The sequence below is a fragment of the Candidatus Hydrogenedentota bacterium genome (assembly GCA_018005585.1).
Classification (GTDB): domain Bacteria; phylum Hydrogenedentota; class Hydrogenedentia; order Hydrogenedentales; family JAGMZX01; genus JAGMZX01.
In genome coordinates this window covers 1-22,192 of the sequence record JAGMZX010000097.1, presented here as the reverse complement: position 1 = coordinate 22,192, position 22,192 = coordinate 1, and the positions used below count along the sequence as shown (strand labels likewise).

Annotated in this window: 15 protein-coding genes; 4 read left to right on the top strand and 11 right to left on the bottom strand. The window is 64.1% G+C overall.

The annotated features are described in order from the left end of the window. From KA184_15710 to KA184_15660, 11 genes are all read right to left on the bottom strand, one after another. Positions 1 to 3,098: alpha-mannosidase (locus KA184_15710; protein MBP8131025.1), on the bottom strand; the 3,098-nt coding region annotated here is incomplete at its 3' end. Between the two features lie 123 nt (positions 3,099 to 3,221). Next, positions 3,222 to 5,873 carry a CapA family protein gene (locus KA184_15705; GenBank protein MBP8131024.1) on the bottom strand — a complete coding sequence of 884 codons (2,652 nt, stop codon included), beginning with the start codon at positions 5,871 to 5,873 and terminating at the stop codon, positions 3,222 to 3,224. Between the two features lie 134 nt (positions 5,874 to 6,007). Next, the gene (locus KA184_15700; protein ID MBP8131023.1) at positions 6,008 to 6,553 is read right to left on the bottom strand and encodes an acyloxyacyl hydrolase; all 546 of its coding nucleotides are present in this window, start codon (positions 6,551 to 6,553) and stop codon (positions 6,008 to 6,010) included. An 84-nt stretch (positions 6,554 to 6,637) separates the two neighbouring features. Next, complete coding sequence (locus KA184_15695; GenBank protein MBP8131022.1) at positions 6,638 to 7,435, bottom strand: hypothetical protein; 798 nt, start codon at positions 7,433 to 7,435, stop codon at positions 6,638 to 6,640. Between the two features lie 21 nt (positions 7,436 to 7,456). Continuing rightward, a complete protein-coding gene (locus tag KA184_15690) occupies positions 7,457 to 8,077 on the bottom strand; it encodes a membrane integrity-associated transporter subunit PqiC (protein MBP8131021.1) in 621 nt (206 codons plus the stop codon). Between the two features lie 11 nt (positions 8,078 to 8,088). Continuing rightward, the gene (locus KA184_15685) at positions 8,089 to 9,249 is read right to left on the bottom strand and encodes an MCE family protein (protein ID MBP8131020.1); all 1,161 of its coding nucleotides are present in this window, start codon (positions 9,247 to 9,249) and stop codon (positions 8,089 to 8,091) included. A 21-nt stretch (positions 9,250 to 9,270) separates the two neighbouring features. Next, positions 9,271 to 10,080 carry an ABC transporter ATP-binding protein gene (locus KA184_15680; GenBank protein ID MBP8131019.1) on the bottom strand — a complete coding sequence of 270 codons (810 nt, stop codon included), beginning with the start codon at positions 10,078 to 10,080 and terminating at the stop codon, positions 9,271 to 9,273. Between the two features lies 1 nt (position 10,081). After that, the gene (locus KA184_15675) at positions 10,082 to 10,876 is read right to left on the bottom strand and encodes an ABC transporter permease (protein ID MBP8131018.1); all 795 of its coding nucleotides are present in this window, start codon (positions 10,874 to 10,876) and stop codon (positions 10,082 to 10,084) included. Positions 10,877 to 10,884: 8 nt separating this feature from the next. Further along, a complete protein-coding gene (locus KA184_15670; GenBank protein MBP8131017.1) occupies positions 10,885 to 11,202 on the bottom strand; it encodes an STAS domain-containing protein in 318 nt (105 codons plus the stop codon). A gap of 15 nt (positions 11,203 to 11,217) precedes the next feature. After that, positions 11,218 to 11,640 (bottom strand): ATP-binding protein, encoded by a 423-nt coding sequence (locus KA184_15665; protein ID MBP8131016.1) that lies wholly within the window; start codon positions 11,638 to 11,640, stop codon positions 11,218 to 11,220. Then, positions 11,633 to 13,315 carry a SpoIIE family protein phosphatase gene (locus KA184_15660; protein MBP8131015.1) on the bottom strand — a complete coding sequence of 561 codons (1,683 nt, stop codon included), beginning with the start codon at positions 13,313 to 13,315 and terminating at the stop codon, positions 11,633 to 11,635. The genes KA184_15665 and KA184_15660 overlap by 8 nt, the downstream gene beginning before the upstream one ends. Positions 13,316 to 13,461: 146 nt before the next feature. Here KA184_15660 and KA184_15655 point away from each other — a divergent pair, with 146 nt between their 5' ends. The 4 genes from KA184_15655 (at position 13,462) to KA184_15640 (ending at position 22,053) form a co-directional block, all read left to right on the top strand. Beyond that, positions 13,462 to 16,260: a fused MFS/spermidine synthase gene (locus KA184_15655; protein MBP8131014.1), complete on the top strand. Its 2,799-nt coding sequence runs from the start codon at positions 13,462 to 13,464 to the stop codon at positions 16,258 to 16,260. A gap of 133 nt (positions 16,261 to 16,393) precedes the next feature. Then, entirely contained in the window at positions 16,394 to 17,917 is a 1,524-nt protein-coding gene (xylB, locus tag KA184_15650) for a xylulokinase (GenBank protein ID MBP8131013.1), read from the top strand. A gap of 201 nt (positions 17,918 to 18,118) precedes the next feature. Further along, entirely contained in the window at positions 18,119 to 21,223 is a 3,105-nt protein-coding gene (locus KA184_15645) for a hypothetical protein (protein MBP8131012.1), read from the top strand. 77 nt (positions 21,224 to 21,300) lie between these two features. Then, positions 21,301 to 22,053, top strand: a complete 753-nt coding sequence (locus KA184_15640; GenBank protein MBP8131011.1) for a protein-L-isoaspartate(D-aspartate) O-methyltransferase — start codon at positions 21,301 to 21,303, stop codon at positions 22,051 to 22,053. Positions 22,054 to 22,192 lie beyond the last annotated feature (139 nt).

Here is a 22,192-nt window from a genome sequence, read left to right as displayed (position 1 = left end):
GGCTTGATGTAGAAGCGGATTTCGCTTCCCCGCGTTTCGGCCGGAACGTCGTGCTCCTCCATGAGGTCGCATTCCGTCACTGCGATTGGCTTGCGCGCCAGCGTAATCGTCGCGTCGCCGCGCTGGCCGTACGCCTCATAGACGCGCAGAATGATTGCGCCCGAGTCCTCGGCTTTTTTTATAGTCTCCAGGATTACGTTGTCCTCACTGACGGCGGCAAGGGCAAAACTCTTCGGCAGTTCGCCGCCGTGAGGTTCAGCCGCGACGGCAAAACACGGGTAGTTCAGTTCGTAGCCCTGCTGCACCGTGCCGCAGCGCCAATCGCCCGCGTGCGGCAGCAGCGCGTACGTGAATTCATGCCGCCCCTCGTCGGCGCGCGGGTCGGGGTCCGTCGGTGCGCGCAGCAGCGAAATCCGCAGCACGTTGCCCTTCACGTCGTAGCCGTATTTGCAGTCGTTGAGCAGGCTCACGCCATAGTCGCCTTCGGACAGGTCCGCCCAGTAATGTGCCGGAACCTCGAAGCGTCCGCGGTCGAATGCCGTGTTGTCGTGGGTAGGCCGCTCGACCGTCCCGAATTGGATATGGAACGCCGCGCGCGTGTTGAGCACGTCCACCGGGAACGCGGCCTTCAGCAGCGTGTGCTTTTCCCGCCAGTCTGCGCGCGTGTTCACCTCGATGCGCGGCAGCAGCGCGTAAAGGGTGACATCCTGAACGATGACGCTGTGTTCCGTTCTGCGTTCAACGCGGACCACGGCGCGCACGGGGCCGCATTCCGTGACGGTGATCTTTTCAGCCTTGCCCGGCTCCCAGGCGATTCTTTCGAAATTATGGTCGATGTCCCAGGCGTCGTTGCCGTGCGGCCGGTCGTCGAATAGCTGCAACACGTTGCCCTTCTTGCCCGGGGCGAGCACTTCACGGCCCTCGGTCTTGTCGTAGACGCTCGAGAACCGGCCCCAAGCGTCCATCTTGACGCGCACGAACCTGTTCTCGAGCAGGCGCGGCCCGGCCTTGAGGATGCCGCGGCCGGGCGCGCGCGCGGCGCCTTTGACCACGTGGTAGACTGCGTACCCGAGCGGAGGCAGGGACCGCGCCTCGAATAGCAGGTCATTCTTGCCGATAACCTGGCTCGGCGCGACGCGGCCGTCCGGCCCGACGACGTGAAACGGTCCGCTGGGCAGCTTGCAGGCCGCGCGGACGGCATCATCGCGCACCCACGACAGCGGATTGAACACCACGATGGCGGTTCCGGGGCCGCTCGTGTCGATACGCCCGGCGAGATGCGCCAGCGCGGCATCCCGCGCTTCCGACGCAAGCGCCCGCGCACGGGCGTAGTCTTTTTCCGCGACGTGATACACCTCGGCGATCGACGAGCCCGGCAGAATGTCGTGGAACTGGTTCAGAAGCACGAGCTTCCAGGCATCGTCGGTACTTCGTTTGTCGTAGGCGCCGCCGTGCAGCAAGGCCATGCTCGACGCGAATTCCGCGTTCTGAAGCAGAATCTCGCATTTGCGATTGTTCCGCTTCGTGCGCGCCTGCGTCGTCTGGCAGCCTCGATGGTATTCCAGGTATAGCTCGCCGTTGTGTACCGGCAGCGCGGGAAGCGTGTCCCGCGTCAATACGCGGTCGAAACAATCCTGCGTGCGGCTGAACACGCAACGCGGCACGCCGGCGAAGTTCTCCAGCCGCCGTCCATACTCGAGCATCTCCTTGGTTGGACCGCCGCCACCGTCGCCATAGCCGAACGTGAACGGTACCTCGTCTACGGTGTCTTTCTGCTCGAAATGTTTCCATTGCCTGATGCATTCCGAAGGAAGCGGATTACCGTTGTAGTTGACAAAGGGCAGAAACGTGGGAATGCGCGTGCCGTCCGCGCCTTGCCATTGAAACAGATTAAACGGGAACCGCGTGAACCGGCCCCAGAAGATCTTGATCGTGTGAAACGCGTCGATCTGCGCCTTGCGCAGTATCTGAGGCAGGGTCCAGGGGAAGCCGAACGCGTCCGGCAGCCACGCGATGCGCGAGCGCACGCCGAATTCGCGTTCATAGAAACGGTTTCCGGTCAGGAACTGGCGGACCAGCGATTCGCCCGACGAGATGTTGTTGTCCTGCTCGACGTAGGACGCCCCGCACGGCTCCCAGCGGCCTTCCTTCACGCGCTTCTTGACCTGCCGCCAGAGCTCGGGGTGGTTCTCCTTTATGAATTCGTAGAGCGCGGGCTGGCTCGCCGCGAAGATAAACTCGGGGTAGCGCTCCATCAGCCGAAGGGCGGTCGACCACGTACGCGCGACCTTGCGCTGTGTCTCGCGCAGGGGCCACAGCCACGCCGTATCGATGTGCGAATGGCCGATCAACGCCAGTTGGCCCATGCCGCGGCTGCCCCGGAACAGCAGGAGCAGGGCGCGAAGGAAGTGGCGTGCATGTTCAAGCGACGCGAAAAACGCCGGTGTGCCCGCGTGCTGCAAATCCACCTTGAACACAGCCTGCGTTACGGCGTCCAGCAGGCGCCGCGCATCCGCGCTTTCCCCGTCGAGTTCCGCGTGAACGTCCAGGGCCACCGTCGCGTCCCAGTAGAAATCCCATACCCCCTGATTGAACACCGCCATGTCGGCACGGCGGAATACGTGCATCGCGTCGAAACGCGGTCCGGGGCATGCTTCCAGCGCAATCTCGAAACACTCGCCGCCCCGCGCCTCGGGCGTCAAGACGATGTCTTCATGATTCCGGTCGATGCCCTGCGTGGCCACGCCATTGACAAAGGCCAGCGCGTCCCCGGATTCATCGGAAGGGCCGATGCCCTCGATGTACGTCTGGCCGGCGATCTTGAGGAGGGCCACGGCGCAACGGCCCCGGTATTCAGCAGGCAGGACAAAGCGCGCGCGAAACCACGTGGTCCGGTCGAGGCCGCCCCACGAACCCGGAATGGAAAAGGGGTGCCAGCCGTGTTCCGGGGGCCGTTCCGGGCCGCGGCCCGTGCCCGTCACGCAATACTCAACACGCTCCGCTCCGCGCGCATCCGTGTAGACGAACGACTTGATTTCCTCAAGCCGATTCCGGACCTGCTGCAGCTCAATGCGCCGTTCCGGCTCAAAATGCGCCATGACCAGACCTTTCTGATGGACTTCTTCATAACCCCAGAGGCGAACGGGAGGGAATTATAACCCCCCTGTCGCGGTGAGCCAAGAGTTGCGTGAAAGCCCGTCAGTAACAGGACGCCCGACTTTTCAGGGTGCGTTCAGGCCGGTGTTGGCGCCTGACACGGGCTGTCTCTTGAGCGGGACGGGCACAAATGCCTGCGCGGTGGGGCGTGGCTGCCACTCATTCTGCGGGATTTCGAGCGGCAGGTATTCGGCGCGCACGAGACCAGCGTTGTCCACGACGATGCGGTACAACCGGCTCAACCGCGTCAAGGGCCGCGAATATTGGTCAAATACGAAATTGCCCATGCCATGCAGGATGAGCCCCTCTTTGTAGGCTTCGGGCTCCTGCTGGACGTGCTGGTGATGTCCCGCCACGATGTGCGCGCCCTGATCGATGAGGTACCGGCCCAATTCCCGTTGGTGTTCGGTCGGCTCCGGCACATACTCGATGCCCCAGTGCATCGAGACCACAACGATATCTACCTTGCCCTTCAACGCGGGAATGTCCCGCGTCAGCGCATCTCGGGTGGCCTTGGCCGGACGTGTCTCGAAGACTTCGTACTCTTTGGCAAACGCATATGGCGTCTCCGGGTCGCAATACGCCAGGAAGCCGACCCGCAATCCGCTCAAATCAACGATCACGGGTTTCTGAGGCGCATCGCGCTCCGTCAATCCCACCGTTTGAATGCGGCGCGATTCCAGGAGTCGCACCGTGTCTTCCAAGGCCGCGGGGCCGAAATCCAGGATGTGATTGTTCGCCAGAGAAACCACATCGAAGCCCGCAAAAACAGGACCGGCCACTGCCTCCGGCGGGGCATTGAACGTATACTGTTTCTCGACGCGCGCGCCTCTGCCCGAAACGGGGCATTCCATGTTGCAGAACGCCAAGTCCGCTTGCTGCAGATACGGCGCGACCCTCTGAAACGGATAGGTGAAATCCCCGCCCTGCTGCGCGACCCGGCGCGCGACGTTGCGCGACAGCATGACGTCTCCAACAAAAACCAGCGTGCGTTGGCTGGCGCCCTGCTTGATCGCCGGGCCGGCCGGAACCTGCGGCTTCTGTAGTTGCGTTATGGCGGCAAGCGCGGCCACACCGACGGCCGCCGCCGCAAAAAGGCCGCCGCCGAAAGAGGCCAGCGGCCGCCACGGGGCTCGCCGCCGGGCCGGGGGCGCAAGTTCGGGCGTGGCAGCTGGTGTTGCTGCCGCCACCGGAACCGGCAACAGGGCCGTCAGGGCGATGTACGCGCACAGGCTCAGGAGCATCCAGGAGCAAATATAAAAGAAGGTGAAGTTGTGTTCATAACGGAAACCGGTCGCATACGCGGCAATGGACACGCCGAACATCAGCATGACGCCGAACACCCGGGGCAAACGCTCGGTCTTTGGGAGGAAGAGAAACAGCGGGACCAGCAGCATTACGTAGTAATAGAAGGTAGGCGCGGCAAGAAAGAACACGGGAATGAACCCGAGCGGCAACGTCTCGTAATCTTCCAGCTTGCGCGTGAGAAATGCGGTGGCCAGGAGCACGACGCCCATGATGACCCGCCACAGTGTCTGCTGCTGCTGGAAGGCCACGCCCTTGTTCGCATCGTTCCACAAGAAAATGTACTTGAAGCCGGCGCGGGTTGTTGAGATGTCGTTATTATGGACCGCAATCTTCTTTGCGAAATTGCCCCAGAGCTGAAACCCGCCGTCATACCACGCGGACGCAGCGACAAGCAGTATCAGCACCGCGCCGAAGGCGATGAAAAAACCCAGATACGCAGTGCTGAGCGCTACACCGTTCGGGCGGCGGAAGATGCGGTCGCGCAGCCAGGCAAGTCCATTGAACAGCGCTTTTACGCCAATGCCGAATACGAAGATGACGGGAAACACGCGCGCCATGCCCGCGTACGCGAGCACGCCGCCCGCGGTCTTGTACCACCGCAGTTTCAGCAGGCAAAGGCCGATAACCAGTCCCGCAACCCAGTCGAGGCGCATGAAGGCGCCCTTGATATGGACGAACGCCATGAAGTAGTTCGTGCCATGGAAGATGATGGCGAACAGCATTACCCGCCAGCCGAACGCCGCCCATACAAACCCAAACATGACCACGAGCAGCACCAGGTCAATGTACGTGAGGAAGCGCATGGCCCACCGGTTGTTCGTCGGGGCGATTTCCGTGAGCAGACGGGCTAATGCGTTCCAGACCGGGGTGGCGTTGTAGCCCTTGTCGCCGAGCACCTGCTGCCACTTGTATGTGGGCATGACGGACTGGAAATAGCGGATGTCGGCCTTGAATTCCTGCCAGCGTTCCGGAGTGAATGCCGCCTTGCACTTTTCCCGGTTTGCCCAGACCTGCGCCACGCTCTCGTAGCCGTGCGTGTCCAAATTCCGGATAGCTGACTTCTTGAAAACGCCGCGCATTTCGCGGTCCGCGATATACGAACAACGGTACAGATTGAAATACCCGTGTTCCTGCGAATACTTCGCGCCCATGTAGTAGTGGTAAACATCATGCGGGTTCATGTACTGGCCGTAACGCAGCCAGCCGAACTCGAAATACGCGAAGACCGCCGCGCCCGCCACGGCGACGAGCAGCACGTCGAAAATCACCCGGAATACGCCACGAATCGTGCCTCGCTTGACGAGCCACCAGAACGCGGCGAGCACAATCGCCGCGCCGGCTATGGCTATCTTCAGCATGTGCCGCTGGGCTGGGTCATCCAGTTTGACCAATAGGTACATGAACTTCATGGCTCTTCAAACAATCCAATGAAGACAAGAACGCGCGCTCTCCCGGTTCCTGATAAACCTGCGGTTTGTCTATGGATGTCCGGCAAGAGGGTGCAGTATACCACGCGCGGTCCTGGAATCCCCGTTGTCTGCTGCTAGAAGGTATATCCGAAGGCGAGGCCGATCGAGTTGGCGCCGGCGTTGTTTTTGCCCAGCCCGGCGTTTGAGATGTGTTCGTAGCGGAGCGTGGCGTGCCAGTTGCTCTTGAACTTGTAACCGACACCCACGCCGGTGAGGAAATTCACGCTGGCGCTGTTACCGCGGATCTTGCCGTCGTGGCCCACTGCGCTCGCCTCCAGTTCGCCGAACCAGCCGCGATACTCCTGCGCGTGCTGGTACAGCCGCCCGCTCAGCCCGATTCCGCCGCCGACTGCCGTTGCGTAGTCGTCCTGATCGTAGATCAGGAGCGGGAGCAGGCGCAGGCCGAGCGTGGTGCGCGCGGTCGCCGGAAACTCATACTCGACCGACCCGGTCACCAGCGTGTTGCCCTGCCGGTCCGTGCTGCCGGAATGAATGCCCGCCCCGCCGGACAGCTCCAGGCGCCAGTGTCCCTCGCTGAATGTCACGTCCGCCCCCGCCGTAGCGGCGGCCAGCAGGCTGGCCAGCAACATGAACACGCGATAATGTGCCTTAACACTCATTTCCGTACTCCAAGCCGCTTGTTTCAATGTTAAGCCCAATAATACGCATTTCCCCCGTGTTTGTCAATAGACTACTGTGTTAGTCTACCCAAGCGTAGCAAAAAAGCCGAGCAGCGCGTCGTGCAGCGCCTCGCGCCGGATATCCAGGTAGACCGAACCGCGCAGTTCATAGATACGCCCCACCATGCCGGCGCCGGCGAACACGCTCTGGCCGCGGATGTGGTATTCGCGGCCGGGAGGGTCCTGACAGCGGATTTCCACTTGGGGCGCGGAAAAGGAGAACCGTTGCACGATTTCGGCTATTGGAGCCTCGCCGCGATACACGCGCAAGCGGCGCGGAATGCCGACACTGAGCATGAAACTCGGCGGTCCGCTCACTGTGACCACGCGGCAGACCGATGTGCCGTCCGTGGCCGTGATATCCCAGGAGCGGGCGCCCGGCGTTTGCTCCAGCGTGTAGCGCGTGACCGTCTCGCCGGCGTGGCATTCGAGGAGGACGCCCCGGGCCGAACGCGGGTGCTTCAGCAAGAGATGCCCGGCGAAGGGGTCGGGCATGTCGCGGAGGTCGCCCATCGCGTCGGGCACGCCGCGCGCGGCGGCGAGGAGCCTGCGCTGGCGGAGGTCGTTGAGAAAGGCGCGGCCCATGAACACGACGATGCCCAGGACCATGATCCCGGCCAGCGCCCAGGCGCCCCACTCGACCCAGACGGGGTTCTGTGAAAGGACTCCGTAGACCAGCGCTGCCAAAGCCTCGCATACGCAAACCGCGTAGGCGACGATGATCCCGAGGGTGATGGGGTTGACCATGCGGGGCAGGGCGTAGTAGCAGATGGCCCGCTCGTAATCGCTGAGATGGTCGTCTTTGGCATCAACGCCAGTCACAAGCCGGCGGTTCCCCTCGGTTCAGGAATCCGGACCGGATTCCTTGGCTTTCGACACCAGTTCCTGTGCCCGTGCGGCGTCCGCACGGATATTCGCCGCCAGCGCGCCGATCCGGTCCGACAGTGCGCGCACGACGGCGCGCACGGTCTCGTCGATCGATGCGCCCTGCGCGGCAACGCTTGATTCCTGCTGCAGCGCGTTTTCGTACACCGCTTCGAGCGCCGGTTCTTCATAGCGGCCCGCGCCTTCGGGGCGAAACTGCACGTCCAGGCGCACGTGCACCTTCGCGCCTTCCGGCGTGTCCACCTGTTCGAACGCCAAGAGCGTACCGTAAACCAAGATGGTGTCTTTCTCGGGGTCGCGCGGGCCGAATTCGGCGCCGAGCTTCTGCGTGACCAGTTCCGAGAGGCTCGCCGCCCATTGGTGCGTCGCGTAATACTCGATCTCCGTGGGGCTCTTCTTGATCAGGATTTCATTGCGCCGCAGTGGCTCCGCGGCGCGGATCTGGTCCACGACCACGTTCACGGCGGACGCCTGCGAAGGGGACGCCGCGGCGAGATCGAGGGTGTGATAGGCGAGTTTCGGCGCGGAAACACACCCTGCCGCGACCAGTACTACACCAGCAACTCCGAGTATCCGCATCGTGGCTGCTCCTAGTTCTTCCGGCCTTCCGGTTCCTTGCCGCGAATGACGGCCTGAGGCTGTTCCGCCATCGTGCGGGCAAACGTCTTAAGATATCCGATCGTTTCGCTCAAGTCCGCCAGCATATCTTCAAGCGCGGGCCGATTATCCTCGAGGAAATCGCGGGCGTTGCCGGACAACCCGTCCGCGTTTCGGAGCAGGCTCTGCAACGTCTCCACGATTTCCGTCAGGCGCGGCGTGAGGTCATCGACGATTTTCGCCGCGTCGCCGGTGATCTGGCTGACATCCGTCAGCGCGGTGTTGATTGGCCCGCGGTTCTCCGCCAGGACGCCGTTCAACTGGTCCAGCAGTTTCTGGGCCTCATCGAGCACGCCGGCGATGCGCTCTTCCTCGAGCAAGCCGCCCTGCAGGTATTCGAGCGTGCCCTTCACCGTCGCGGTGATGTTCGTAAGGCGGATGAATTCCTCTCCGGCTTCCTCTTTCTGCAAGGCCTCGTCCACGCCCAGGAACGCGTCCAGGTCTTCCAGCAGGTTCTTGATCGTCGCCGCAATCCGGGTCACCTGGAATTGCTCCTTCGCCGGTGCCGTTTCATCGCCCGGCGGGACCTGGTTCGCGTCTTCCACGCCGATCAGGTCGCGCAGGTCGCCCAGCAGCTTCTCGACCTCGCTTAGCACGGACGCCGTATCGGGCAGTTGAATGAAGCCGTAGGCCTGATTCAGCGAGGTGAGGCACGCGTCTTCCTCGAGCGGCGCGGCGCCGGGCGTGCCGGTGCTCACTTCGAGATGCCTTTCGGCGGTAAAGGTGGTCTGCTGCACCGAAGCCTCGCTGTCGGCGTTTACCGGCACGTCCGTCAACACCTCGAAGTCCACGCGGATCAGCCGCTCCTCCGCCTCGGCTTCCTTCGCCGCCATGATTGTCCGGCCTGTGTCATCCGCAACCGCATAGCGGATATCGGTCACGCGGCCGACGCGCACCCCGCCGAAGCGCACCTCGGCGTTCTTGTTGAGGCCGAGCGTGCCGTTGAAGAACGTGTGATAGCGCTTTACTTCCGGCGGCGCCAGGTTGATCTTCATGATGACGACGATAAACGCAACCAGCACGGCCACGCTCACCAGGACGAAGAGCCCCGCCTTGATCTCCGTGGCCGCAAAATTCTGTTTCTTAGCCGGCATGGGTACCGTTCCTCTGTTCCGTTACTCCAGGCCTGTCAGCGAGCGCAGGTATTCCGCGCTGTCAATCTGCGATTCATCGGCCGCGCGCCGCGCGAAGAACTGTTGCACGTAGGGGTGATCGAGTTCCCGCAATTCCTGCAGCGCGCCAAGTCCGACGATGCGCCCGCGTTCAAGCATGCACACCGTGTCCGCAATCTGTTTCACGCTTTCCATCTCATGCGTAACCACCACGCTGGTCAGGCCGAACGTGTGCTGCATCTTGCGAATCAGCGCGTCCAGCCCCGCCGCCACGATCGGGTCCAGCCCCGCGGAAGGCTCGTCGTAGAAGATGATCTCCGGGTCCATGGCCATCGCGCGGGCGATGCCAGCGCGTTTCTTCATGCCGCCGCTCAATTCCGCGGGCAGGAAGTCCGCGAACCCGCCCAGTCCCACCAGTTCCAGCTTGATCTTCGTCATGATCTCGATGGTGGACTCCTCAAGCCGCGTATGTTCGCGCAGCGCCAGCGCCACGTTATCGCCGACGGACATGGACCCGAACAGCGCCGAACCCTGGAAGCACATGCCCATGCGCTTGCGGATTTCCGTGCGCTCCTCGTCGCTCATCGCGGTGAAATCCCGGCCGTTGAACAGGATCTGTCCCGCGTACGGGCGCATCAGCCCGACCAGATTCCGCAACAGCGTGCTTTTGCCGCAGCCGCTGCCGCCGAGAATCACGAATATCTCGCCGCGCCGCACCCGGAAATTGATACCGTCCAGAACGGTGCGGTCGCCGTACTTGACGACGAGGTCACGCACTTCGATGATGGCTTCGTTATCGTTGTTTGCCGCCATGTCACGCGAAATAGAACAAGGTTGTCCACACCAAATCGAGCAGAATAATCAGAAAGATGGAGGTGACCACGGACGAGGTGGTCTTGCGGCCCACGCCTTCCGCGCCGCCTTCCACCTGAAAACCCCGGTAAATGCCCACCCAACAGATCGTGATCCCGAAGAAAACACTCTTCACCAAGCCCGTGACCATGTCCTTGGCCACCAGCGCATTCGCCGTCTGCTCGTAATAGATCACGGGGTCCACGCCGACGAGCGGACTGCACGAGAGCAGGAATCCGCCGAGAATCATGATGAACATGGCGAGCACGGTGACGCAGGGCACGGCCAGCAGCATGGCCAAAAACTTCGGGACAATGAGGAATTTCGTCGGGTTGAGACCCATCACGTGCAGCGCGTCAATCTCCTCGGCCACTTTCATCGTGCCGATTTCCGCGGTGATCGCGGAACCGCACCGGCCCGTGATCAGGACCGCCGTCATCAGGGGCGCCAATTCGCGCAGCGCCGAGATGCCCACCAGGTTGGCGATGAATTTCGTCGCGCCCCATTTTTCAAGCGTGTACGCCGATTGCATCGCGATAATCACGCCCACGAGGAAACAGATAAGGCCTACAATCGGCATCGAGCGCACGCCGAACTCGACGAAGTGCTCGATGACGCTGCGCACGCGCAGGCCTTTTCCGCGCAGGGGCTGCACGAGAAGCCAGTTCAGCGTGTCGACCACCAGCACGCAGACCATTCCGCCCGCGTGCAGCGCGTCGAGGGCAATGCGGCCCGGATATCCCAAGATGGCACTCATGGTCTTCCCTACAGCGACTCCCGAATGTCGAACACGGAATCCAGTCGTGACAATTGCAGCACTTTCAACACGGCCTGCGACGGCGCCAGCAGGGAGAAGGCGACCTTCTTCTGCCCGGCCGATTTCAGACCCTCGACCAGCGTTGCCACGCCGGAGGAATCCATGTAAGCGACCTGGCTCAGGTCCACCGCAACGCCGTCGCCCGAGCCAGACACCGCCTTCAGGATCGCCGCGCGCAACTCCGGGGATGCGTACAGGTCGACCTCGCCCGTGACGTGAATCACGCACCGGCCGCCCGCCTCCGCGGTCTGTAACTCCAACGCCATTCGGAAACCCTCCCGTTAAGGCCGCCGCGAGCGCATGATAACACGGTTGCCGCGCGTCGCGCCGGGCGTGAACACGGCCTCGTCGAAAACCTCATAGATCAGTTGAACGCCCAGGCCGCCGGGCCGCGCCGTGTCCGGCGTGGGCCGCTCCAGTTCGCGCCGCGTTACCCGCTCGGAAGGCGCGGGCGTCCCGTTGTCGGTCAATTCGAGTTCCATCCACTCGTCGCCTGATTTCAGTGCCAGCGCCACCGTGCCGTCGTTCCGGCCCGCATACGAATGCCGGATGGCGTTTGCGCACGCCTCATCCACGGCCAGCACGATTTCGCGGACCCGGTCTTCTGGAAAACCCAACCCCGCCGCGTAGGCGCGGACCAGGCTGCGAATGCACCCCAGCAATCGCGCGTCCGATGCGAGTTCAACTCGGATTTCGTTACGCATGGCCGAGGTATCTTACCGAAATCATGGTGCAATCGTCATGCGGCGCCCCGGGCGCGCAAAACGCGAGCACGTCCTGCATAATCGCCTCGATCATGTCGCGCGGCGGTTTGCCGCGGGTCTCGTGCGCGATGTGGGCGATGCGTTCCGGCACATATTCCCCCACAGGCCCCGTCTTCGGCGCGCCGCCGTCGCCTTCCAGAGTGCGGCGCGCCTCGGCGATGCCGTCGGTATACAGCAGAATCGCGTCGCCGGCGTCAATCTGGATGTGTTCGTCCTCCCAGGAAGTACCGGGCAGAATGCCAGCGGGCACGCCTGACGCGCTCGCGAAGAACTCAGCGCCGGACTTGCGCACGCGCAGCGCGGGCAGGTGGCCGGCGTTGGCGCAGGTCGCTATGCCCGTGCGCAGGTCGAGCAAGAAGTAGCTGACCGTGCAAAACATGCCGGACTGCATCCGGTCGACGAGGTCGTCGTTCAGCGCGCACAACACCGCCGCGGGCGAAAGCGCTTCCCGCGCGCGCAACCGGAAGTCGGCGAGCAATTGCGCCATCGAGAGCGCGGCGGGCACGCCCTTGCCGCTCACATCGCCGATGAGCAGCCCCACCGTGTGCTCGTCGGGCCGCACGAAATCATAGAAGTCGCCGCCTACCGTCTTCGCGGGCCGCATGTCTCCATACACCTGGAATCGCGGGTCGTTCGCGGGCCAATCCTTGAAGAGGAAGCCTTGCTGGATGCGCCATGCCGTGGCGATCTCCTGTTCGATGCGCTGCTTCTCGAGCATCTGCTGGTGCATGCGCGCGTTCTCGATGGCCAGGCCCGCGCTCGCGCCCACCGACGTTGCCAGCAGCATATCGTCTTCCGTGTACGACTGATTGGGCCGGTTGGAGTCGATATAGAGCACGCCCAGAATACCGGACTTCGCGCGCAGCGGCACGCACAGGATCGAGCGCAGGTTCAGGGCCACCACGCTCTCCGCGGCGCTCAATTCACCATCCGCGTCCGTGTCCTGATAAAGGACGCTCTCGCCTTCGCGCAGCACGCGCCGCGCCACCGTCTCGCTGATCTTGATCTCGCCCGGCTTGCGCGGCAGCAGCGCGCCGTCGCGAATGGCGTGGACATTGCCGCATACGGGGCACGGCAGGAGCCCGCCCTGTTGATCCGCGAGAAACAGCGCGCCGTGTTGCGCGTTTATGGCGCGCATCGTCGTCTCGAGGATGCGGTTGATGAGCGAGCAGAGTTCGTAAGTGGTGGAGATTTGGTTTGTGACCGTGTACAACGCCTGCAGCAGCGCCGCGGCCTTGTTCTGGCGCTGCGTTGTGGTTACCTCGCCTTTGAGACCGAAGATCGTCTCGCGAAACATGGTTGCGTCGTCGCCCGCCAACGGTTCTTCCGGCGCCTGTTCAGCCTCGAAGCGCAGCACCGTCTCGCCTATCTGTATGCGGTCTCCGTGGTTCAGTTCCCCGGCGAGCATGCGCGCGCCGTTGACCAGCGTCCCGTTCGTGCTGCCCAAGTCTTTCCAGACGAAAGAGTCCTTGCGCGCGCACACTTCGATATGGCGGCGCGACGCGGCGCTGTCGTCGATCACCAGTCCGCACTCTCCCGTGCGGCCGATGATCAACGACACGCCCACCGGCACGCGAAGTCCGTCGGATTCTCGAACGACATACCCGCGCAACATGTTGGCTCATCCCCGGATTGCGTGTGCAATATTCTACCCGCCATGACGTGCAAAGAAAAGGCGGACCGGGAATACGGCACGAATGCACATGGCTTGGACACGCACCGCCCCGGCCCGGTACTATCGCGAGAAACGAAGGGTTGCGCATGGACACGGAAGAGACTTGTCAGACGCCGCGCCGCGCGAGAAGCTCGCTCTCGGCGATCGTGCTGCTGGGGGGCGTGTTGTCGTTCTTCTTTGTCTCCGGCGCATGCGGCCTTGTTTATCAGGTTGTCTGGACGCGCAAGCTCGTGCTGGTGCTCGGCGCCACGGCGCACGCCGTGAGCACGGTGCTCTCGGTCTATTTCCTCGGCCTGGGGCTGGGCAGCGCGTGGGGGGGGCGGCTCGCGGACCGCACCGAACGCCATCTTGTCCTGTACGGTCTGTTCGAAATCATCATCGGCGCGTGGGCGGTCCTGTTCTTGCTTGCCGCGGGCCCGGTCGAGTCGGCCGCCGTGCCGCTGTTGCGGTTGTTTCAAGGCACGCCCCTTGCCGGCGCCGCCCTGCGCGCGCTGTTGTCCGCGGCGCTTCTGTTCGTGCCGGTGTTCCTTATGGGCGCCACGTTGCCGCTGCTGGCGCGATTCGTCAATCACGAAAGGGTGGTGCTGGGCCGGCGCATCGGGCTGCTCTACAGCGTCAACACCTTTGGCGCGGTTGTGGGCTGTTTCCTCGCGGGATTTGTACTGTTGCCCGCGTTCGGCTACATGACCACCACGCTGGCCGGCGCCGCCGCGAACCTCGTCATCGGATTCGGCGCCGTCGTCTTTGGCCTTCTGTCTCGTACGCGCGCGGACAACGGGGTCGAGGCGCAAGTGCCTCCGGAGGACGCCTCCGGAAGCGCGCCCGCGCGCAAGATCGCCGCGGTAGCCGGCCTGGTCGGCTTCGCCATGCTCGCGCTCGAAGTCGTCTGGACACGCCTGCTCGTACTCGTGTTTCTCGGCACAACCTACGCCTACTCGGCCATGCTGACCACGCTCCTGTGCGGCATTGCGTTCGGAAGTCTCGCCGTGTCGTTCTTCGTGGACCGCATGGGCCGGCGCGTCGCGCTGCTGGGCGGCATCGTGGCGCTGCTGGGCGTGGCTTGTTGCTTTTCGCTGAGCTGGTTCGCGTCCTTGCCCGACCGCGTGTTTGCGTTCCAACGGACCGGCGGGCAGGACTGGGTCCGTCTGGTTGCCGGGGAATTCCGGCTCTCGTTCATGGTGCTGTTTGTGCCCACGTTTCTCTCCGGCATGGTGTTTCCGCTCGCGGTGAAGGCGCTGGGCGGGGTGCGCGCCAGCCTGGGCCGCGACGTAGGCCGCGTGTACGCAGCCAACACCATCGGCGGCGTGCTCGGCGCGGTCGCGGGCGGGTTCCTGCTGTTGCCGTTGCTTGGCGCGCACGACAGCGTGCTGCTGCTGGCCGCCGTGCTGGTCGCGGGCGGCGTCTACCTGATGCGCGCATGCCCTGAGACTTCCGCACGGCACCGCTGGGCGGTGCTGCTGCTCATTCTCGCGCCGCTGCTCGTGGCCGCGTGGGCGTCACTGCCCGGTGACGTGAGCCGCGCGCTCAGCGTGGGCTATATCCCCGCGGACCACAGGGTCTTGTTCTATCGGGAGGGCGTCGAGGGCGTCGTCGCGGTAAGCGAACCGGAAGACGAGACCGGGGGCGCTAACCGCGTCCTGTGGATCAACCGGGTGCAGGCGACCGCTTCTATTGAGAAAGGCGTGCGCATGAACCGGCTGCAAGGCGTGTTGCCCCTCCTGTTCGACCGCGACCCGCGCGATGTGCTGTTCATGTGCTTTGGTTCCGGCATTACGGCGGGCACGCTGGCGCTCGGCGATTTCAGTGGCATCGACGCGGTCGAAATTGCGCCTGACGTGCTCGAAGCCGCGCCTTATTTCGCCGTGGACAACCTGAACGTGCTGGAAAGCCCCAAGGTGCGGTTCCAGATCGACGACGGGCGCAATTTCCTGCTCACGGCTGCGCGCGAATACGACGTAATCACGTTTGAGCCCATGCCGCCCGCCGTGGCGGGTGTGTCCGCGTTCTACACGCGCGAATATTACGAGTTGTGCCTCCGCCGGCTGCGCCCCGGCGGCCTCGTTTCGCAATGGGTGCCCCTGCACAGCCTGAACCCCGAGGTCGTGCGTTCCCTGACCTATACGTTCACAACGGCGTTTCCCGAGTACTGCGCCTTTTTCGTCAATGCCGACCTGTTTCTGATCGGCTCCAATCAGCCGCTCTATCTCGACTACGAAAAGGCGAAGGCGAGATTGGAAAGACCCGAAGTGCAGCAGGCGCTCGCGGACGCGCGCCTCTGTGACCTTGAGGAGGTGCTGGCCTCGTTCGTTATGAGCAAGAGCGGCGTCGACGCCTTCTGCCGCGGCGGCCGTGTCATGACCGATGACCGGCCGTGGGCGGAATTCGAGGCGCCCAAGGTGCTGCATCAGTCCACCGTGGCCGAATCGCTGGCGTTGCTCGAAGGCCTTGTCGAAAACCCGGCGCGCGCGATGCGCGAAGACCGGCTGCCTCCCTTCGAAGCCTTGGCAGCCCTGGAACGGCGCCACCAGTCGCGCAAACAAGACTTCGCCGGACTGCGCGAGTACTATGGCGGGCTGAACATCGGCCCGGAAGCGGCGCGGCAGTTTCTCGCTTCGCTGCGGATCGACCCGCGCAACTGCAACGCGCAGTACTACCTGCAGGAGCTGATCGAACTGCAATGCCCGCTCTGGCTGCGCTGGCGCGAGTTTGAGAAGGTCGTGTCGCTGTTGCAGGAGGCCGCCCCGTTTCTCGGAAGCGTGCCGCCGGTCCACCTCTATCTCGCGCGCGGCTACGCCGGACTGGAGAATCTGGACGGCGCCCGGGCCAGCTACCGGCGCTACCTCGAACTCGGCGGCGCGCCCCAGGAAGACCTCGCCGCGCTGTAGCCGCGGCGCTTCCGGCCCGTTCCTCCGGTTCGCATTTCCCACCGCGGTTCCCGCGGCATGGATTCCGGCCGTACCCCTCGGATATGCTGCCCGCATGCGGCAACGCGGGAGCGGTGCGGGAAGGAGACTGCACATGAGCATCGTGCTGGGCCTGGACGTCGGAACGAGCGGCACCAAAGCCATCGCCATGAACGAGGCCGGCAGACTGCTGGCTTCGGCTACCGTCGAATATTCGCTGCACAGCCCGAGACCCGGCTGGGCGGAACAGGACCCGGCAGCCTGGAAACGCGCCGCCATCGAGGCATTGTCGCAGCTTTCTGCGCGCATCGATACGGAGGAGGTAAAGGGGCTCGGCCTGACGGGCCAGATGCACGGCTCCGTTTTTCTCGACGCGAAGAACGAGGTGCTGCGCCCGGCGATCCTCTGGTGCGACCAGCGCACGGCGAAACAGTGCGGCGACATCACGGCGAAGGTGGGCGAGCGGCGGCTCATCGAAATGGTGTCGAATCCGGCATTGACCGGTTTCACCGCGCCAAAGATACTCTGGCTGCGTGAAAACGAGCCGCAACACTACGAGAGAGTGGCCAAGGTCCTGCTGCCCAAGGACTACATCCGCCTCGTCTTGACGGGCGAGTTCGCGACGGACGTGGCCGACGCTTCGGGCACCCTGCTCTTCGATGTCAAAAACCGCTCCTGGCACAGGGAATTGTTGTCCTTGCTGGACATCGACGTTGCCTTCCTGCCGGCGGCCTACGAAGGCCCCGAGATTACGGGCAGGCTTTCCGCCGAATCGGCCGCCAAGACCGGCCTGCCCGCGGGCATCCCCGTGGTCGCTGGTGGCGGCGACCAGGCCGCGGGCGGCGTAGGCTGCGGCATCGTGCGGCCCGGCGTCATCTCATCGACCCTGGGCACAAGCGGCGTCACCTTTGCCTTTGCGGACCAAGTGACCATGGACCCGCGGGGACGCGTGCATACCTTCTGCCACGCCGTGCCCGGCAAATGGCACGTCATGGGCGTCATGCTCAGCGCGGGCGGCTCGCTGCAATGGTTCCGGAACACGCTGTGCGCCCTCGAACGCGCCGTTGCGCTCGAAACCGCCAGAGACCCCTACGAATACATCACGGCTGAGGCCGCGCGCGCGCCCGTGGGTGCGGAGGGCCTGCTGTTCCTGCCCTATCTCAGCGGCGAGCGCACCCCGCACAAGGACCCCTTCGCGCGCGGCGCGTTTATCGGTTTGTCCCTGCGCCATACCAAGGCCTACATGGCCCGCGCGGTGCTCGAAGGCGTCGCGTACGGCATGCGCGACAGCCTCGAAATCATCCGCGAGATGGGCGTGCCCGCCACGCAAGTGCGCGCATCCGGCGGCGGCGCGCGCAGCCCGCTCTGGCGCCAGATCATGGCTGACACGCACCGGGTCCCGTTCTGCACGATAAACGTCGACGAAGGCCCGAGCTACGGCGCCGCCATCCTCGCGGCAGTCGCCACGGGCATGTATGCGTCCGTCGAACAAGCCTGTGATGCCATCATTCGCGTCGTGGACGAGTGCCCCGTCAACGAGGAGAACGCGCGGGTCTACGACCGCTGGTTCCCCGAGTTCCAGGCGGCCTACCGCGCCCTCGCGCCCAGCTATAAACGCGCCGCGGACCTGATGGGGTGATCTGCCGGCCGGGCGCAGGCTCGGGCACAACGGGCAAGCGCGCAATCGCCACGGGAACAGCGGAGCCACCGCTGGCGGGACCCGATTTTTGCCTTTTCGCGCGCTTGGTATCGAGCGCGCCGGGTTGGTACCATATTGCATTGATGGAAGCCCCGCAAATGCGCGCCGGCGCAAGCGCGGGCTGTATGGAGGATGCTTCCCGTGAAATCGCACGTAGTCCGGGTCTTGCTTATGGTGATTCCCCTTTTCCCTGTCTCGATCGGCGCCATCGCCGATGAAATGACCTTCGAGACACTCGAGAAACAATTCCGCGAGTTGCCAGTGGAGGCGCGGCGGCTTACCGGACCGCTGTTCTGGCTGCACGGCGACGAGAGCAAGGAACTGCTCGAGATGTACGTCGGCAAGGTTGCCGAGGGCGGCAATGGCTGTTTCACGACGGAATCGCGGCCCCACAGCGACTGGCTCGGCGAGGGCTGGTGGCGCGACCTGGCCATCTGCCTCGAAGCGGCCAAGCAACACGGCCTGAAAATGTGGATTTTCGACGAGAAATGGTGGCCGAGCGGCGAGGTTGGCGGCAAGGTCCCGCCGGAATACGGCTGCAAACGCCTCGTCATGAAGACTGTCGACGTGACCGGGCCCGCGCAACTCGCGGAAGCGGATTGGGTCAGCGAGAACCACGTTGCGACTCTGGCGGGCCTCGTCACGGACGCGGGAATCGACGGCAGCAGCCTGGCCGATCTCACCGGCGCCGTCGTGGACGGCAAGCTGACTTGGGAGGCGCCTGCGGGGAACTGGCGCGTCATGGGCTTCTCCTGGGCGCCGAGCCGGGGCCGCATCGTTGTCGATGGCGCGAGCCGCGACTGCGTGGACTGGTATCTTCGGACGGTGTATCAGCCGCATTACGACCGGTTCCCGGACGATTTCGGCAAGGACATCGCGGGGTTCTTCTTCGATGAACCGGAGACGCACGGCGATTGGGGCACCGAGGTGTTTCCGGTGCTTGCGGAACGGGGCGCGGACTGGAAAAAGGCGCTGGTCGCGTGGAAGGCCGGGCTTGCGGGCGAGGAACAGGCCGCCGCGAAATACCAGTATCAGGATGCACTGGCGGAAGCCTGGGGCAGGACCATGTACGGCGGCATCTCGCAGTGGTGCCGCGAGCACGGCGTGGTCTCGATCGGGCATTTCCTTGAACATCGGGACTGCTACCTGAACCCGGACCTTTGCGCGGGCAACATGTTTCAGGTCATGAAATACACGGACTTCGGCGGGATCGACGCGGTGTTCGCGCAGTTCGCGATGGGCAAGCGGGTCGCCCACGACGCGCCCTGCTGGCAAACGCCGAAACTCGGCAGCTCGATATCGCACATGTACGGCAAGAAGGACGACATCGCGATGGTCGAGATTTTCGGCGCGCGCGGACAGGACCTGACCTATCCCGAAATGAAGTGGTGGACCGACCACATGCACGTCAGCGGCGTGAGTTTCCTGATTCCCCATTCGTTCAATCCCCGGTCGCCGTACGACACGGACTGCCCGCCCTACTTCTACAACAACGGTTTCGAGCCGCGGTGGCCGCTGTATCGCGTGTTCGCCGACTATACGAGCCGCTTGAGCGTGATGCTGACGGGCGGCCGGCACGTATGCCCCGTGGCGCTGCTGTTTCTCGGCGGCAGCTACCACGCCGGAGAATCGGTCCGGCCGGAATACATGAGCGAGGCGCTCCAGGACGCGCTCTACGATTGCGACTGGATGCCCTATGAAGTGCTCGAAATGGACGCGACCGTCGACGGCAACGCGTTGCGCCTGCGCGAAGAAAGCTACCGCATTCTCATCGTGCCGCCCGTCGAGGTCATCCCGGCGGGCGCGCTCGAGAAGGCAAAAGCCTTCTTTGACGCGGGCGGTATCGTCGTGGGATACGGTTTCCTTCCCTCGAAATCGGCGACACTGGGCCGCACCGCGCAGGAAATCCAGGCGCTGTGCGAGGCCGTCTGGGGCAATGCGGCGCAGCCCGGCCTCGGGGTGTGCAAGACGAACGACGCGGGCGGGCGTTCGTATCTGCTGCCCGAGGTGCCTTCGCCGGAAGACTTGCACCGGGTCTTCGCCGGAGACGCGGGCGTGCATGCGACCCTCGAAGTGATCGAGGGCGAAACGGACCACTGGCTGCACGTGCTGCACCGGGTCAAGCTGGACCGTCACCTGTTCTTTGTCACCAATCAGAACGTGAATGACGCGCCCCGCCGGTTCCGGTTCCGCATCACCGCGCCGGGTGTGCCGGAATGCTGGGACGCCATGCGCAATGAAATCACGACGGTCCCATTCACACGCGACGGCGATTCCGTCGACCTCGCGCTTTCGCTCGAACCGAATGAGAGTGTGCTGCTCGTGTTTCAGCCCGAGGCGCGGCCTTTGCCGCCGCGGTTGGACCCGCAGTCGGAGCCCATGGCCACGCTGGCCGTCGTGCGCGATCCCACGCCCGAATTGCCCGAGCCGGAACTTAAGGACGAGACCGGCGAGGCCGCGGTTTTCGAGGGGCTTTCCTGGGTCTGGCACCCCGAGGCGGGGGACGGCCTGAACGTGGCGCCGTGCGTGCGGTGTTTCCGTAAGGTGATTGTGCTGCCAGCGGGACAGAAGGTAACCACCGCCCTGTTTCGCGGCGCGGTGGACAATTCGATGACGCTGATTGTCAACGGCGCGGCTGCGGGTAATGACGCGGGCCGTGGCTGGCAGGCGCCGCTCGAGATTGACGTCGCCGCGCACCTGCGCGAGGGAGACAACGTGCTCGGTTTGCGCGCGGAGAATGGAGGCGAAGCCCCGAACCCCGCCGGCGTGCTGGGCGTGCTCCTCGTAGGGTTTGAGCAGGGCGACCCGCTGATTGTCCCAGTAGACACGACCTGGAAGGTGGCCGCCGAAGAACCGGAGGGCTGGCTGAACACGGGGTTCGACGACAGCGCTTGGGCCGATGCCATAGCCGTTGCACCCTTTGGCGGAGGCCCTTGGGGCCGGCCTGGCGGCGCGATGCTCACGCTCAGCCCCGTGAAAGGCGACCCGTTCTACGGTCACGTGGAATTGCCCGCTTCGGTGGACCGGACCGCAAGCCGCGTATTTCTCGAATTGGATGGCGTCGCCCCGGAGGCCGCCGCGCGCGTGACGTTCAACGGCGCGTACGTGGGTGGGTTTATTGGGCGCCCGCTGCGCCTCGACGTGACCGCGCACCTGCAAGCCGGGCAGAACGCCATTGTGCTTGAGCCGTTTGCGCCGCGAAACGTGCGCGCAGCCGTCTACGCGGGACTCGTCGAACAGCCGTAGACGAGGTCGTGTCGTCGTATTTCCGGGGTTGACAATTCGCGCGCGTGGTGGTGTGATGGTGGCGAGGATGCAGCGTGATGCGTAAACCGGAACATGCAATAGCAGCCGTTGTCGCAGCCTTGTGCGCTTTCTCAAACGTGTATGCGCCCGCCGCCGATCCCCCAGACGCCAACGCCGCCTATCGCGCCGAGCGCGAAGAGATGGTGCGAAAGCAGATCGGCGAGGACGCGCCGTGGAGCCGCACCGCCGTACGCGATAGGCGTGTGCTTGAAGCGATGCGCACCGTGCCGCGCCACGCATTCGTGCCCGACGCTTCCGTCCACGCGGCCTATTCCGACCGGCCCCTGCCCATCGGCTACGGCCAGACGATCTCGCAGCCGTACATTGTCGCCTATATGACGGAGATGTTGCAGCCGGAAGGGGACGACGTGGTCCTCGAGATCGGCACGGGGTCAGGCTATCAGGCGGCGGTGCTGGCCGAACTTGTGAAAGAGGTCTACACGATCGAAATCGTGGCGGAACTCGGCGAGCAGGCCGCGGAACGCCTCGAACGCGTGGGCTACAAGAATGTCCATGTAACGGTGGGCGACGGCTATCACGGCTGGAAAGAGCATGGGCCGTTCGACGCGATCATCGTAACCGCCGCCGCGAGCCATATTCCGCCGCCGCTCGTCGAGCAACTCAAGCCCGGCGGGCGCATGGCGATACCGGTGGGGCCGCCATTCCAGGTGCAGCAGCTTCTGCTCATAGAGAAGCGCGAGGACGGCTCCGTGGTGCAGCGCAGCGAGATGCCGGTCCAGTTTGTCCCGTTGACGCGGGGCAAGGAATAGGCCCGGCGCCGGCCGGCGTCTGTTCTCGGCGGCATCACGCGGACACGGGCAAGGAAACCATGTTGTACGCCGCGATCTTTCTTATCAGCGCGGTGGGCATCGCCTATCAACTGGCGCTTATGCGCATCTTCAGTATCGC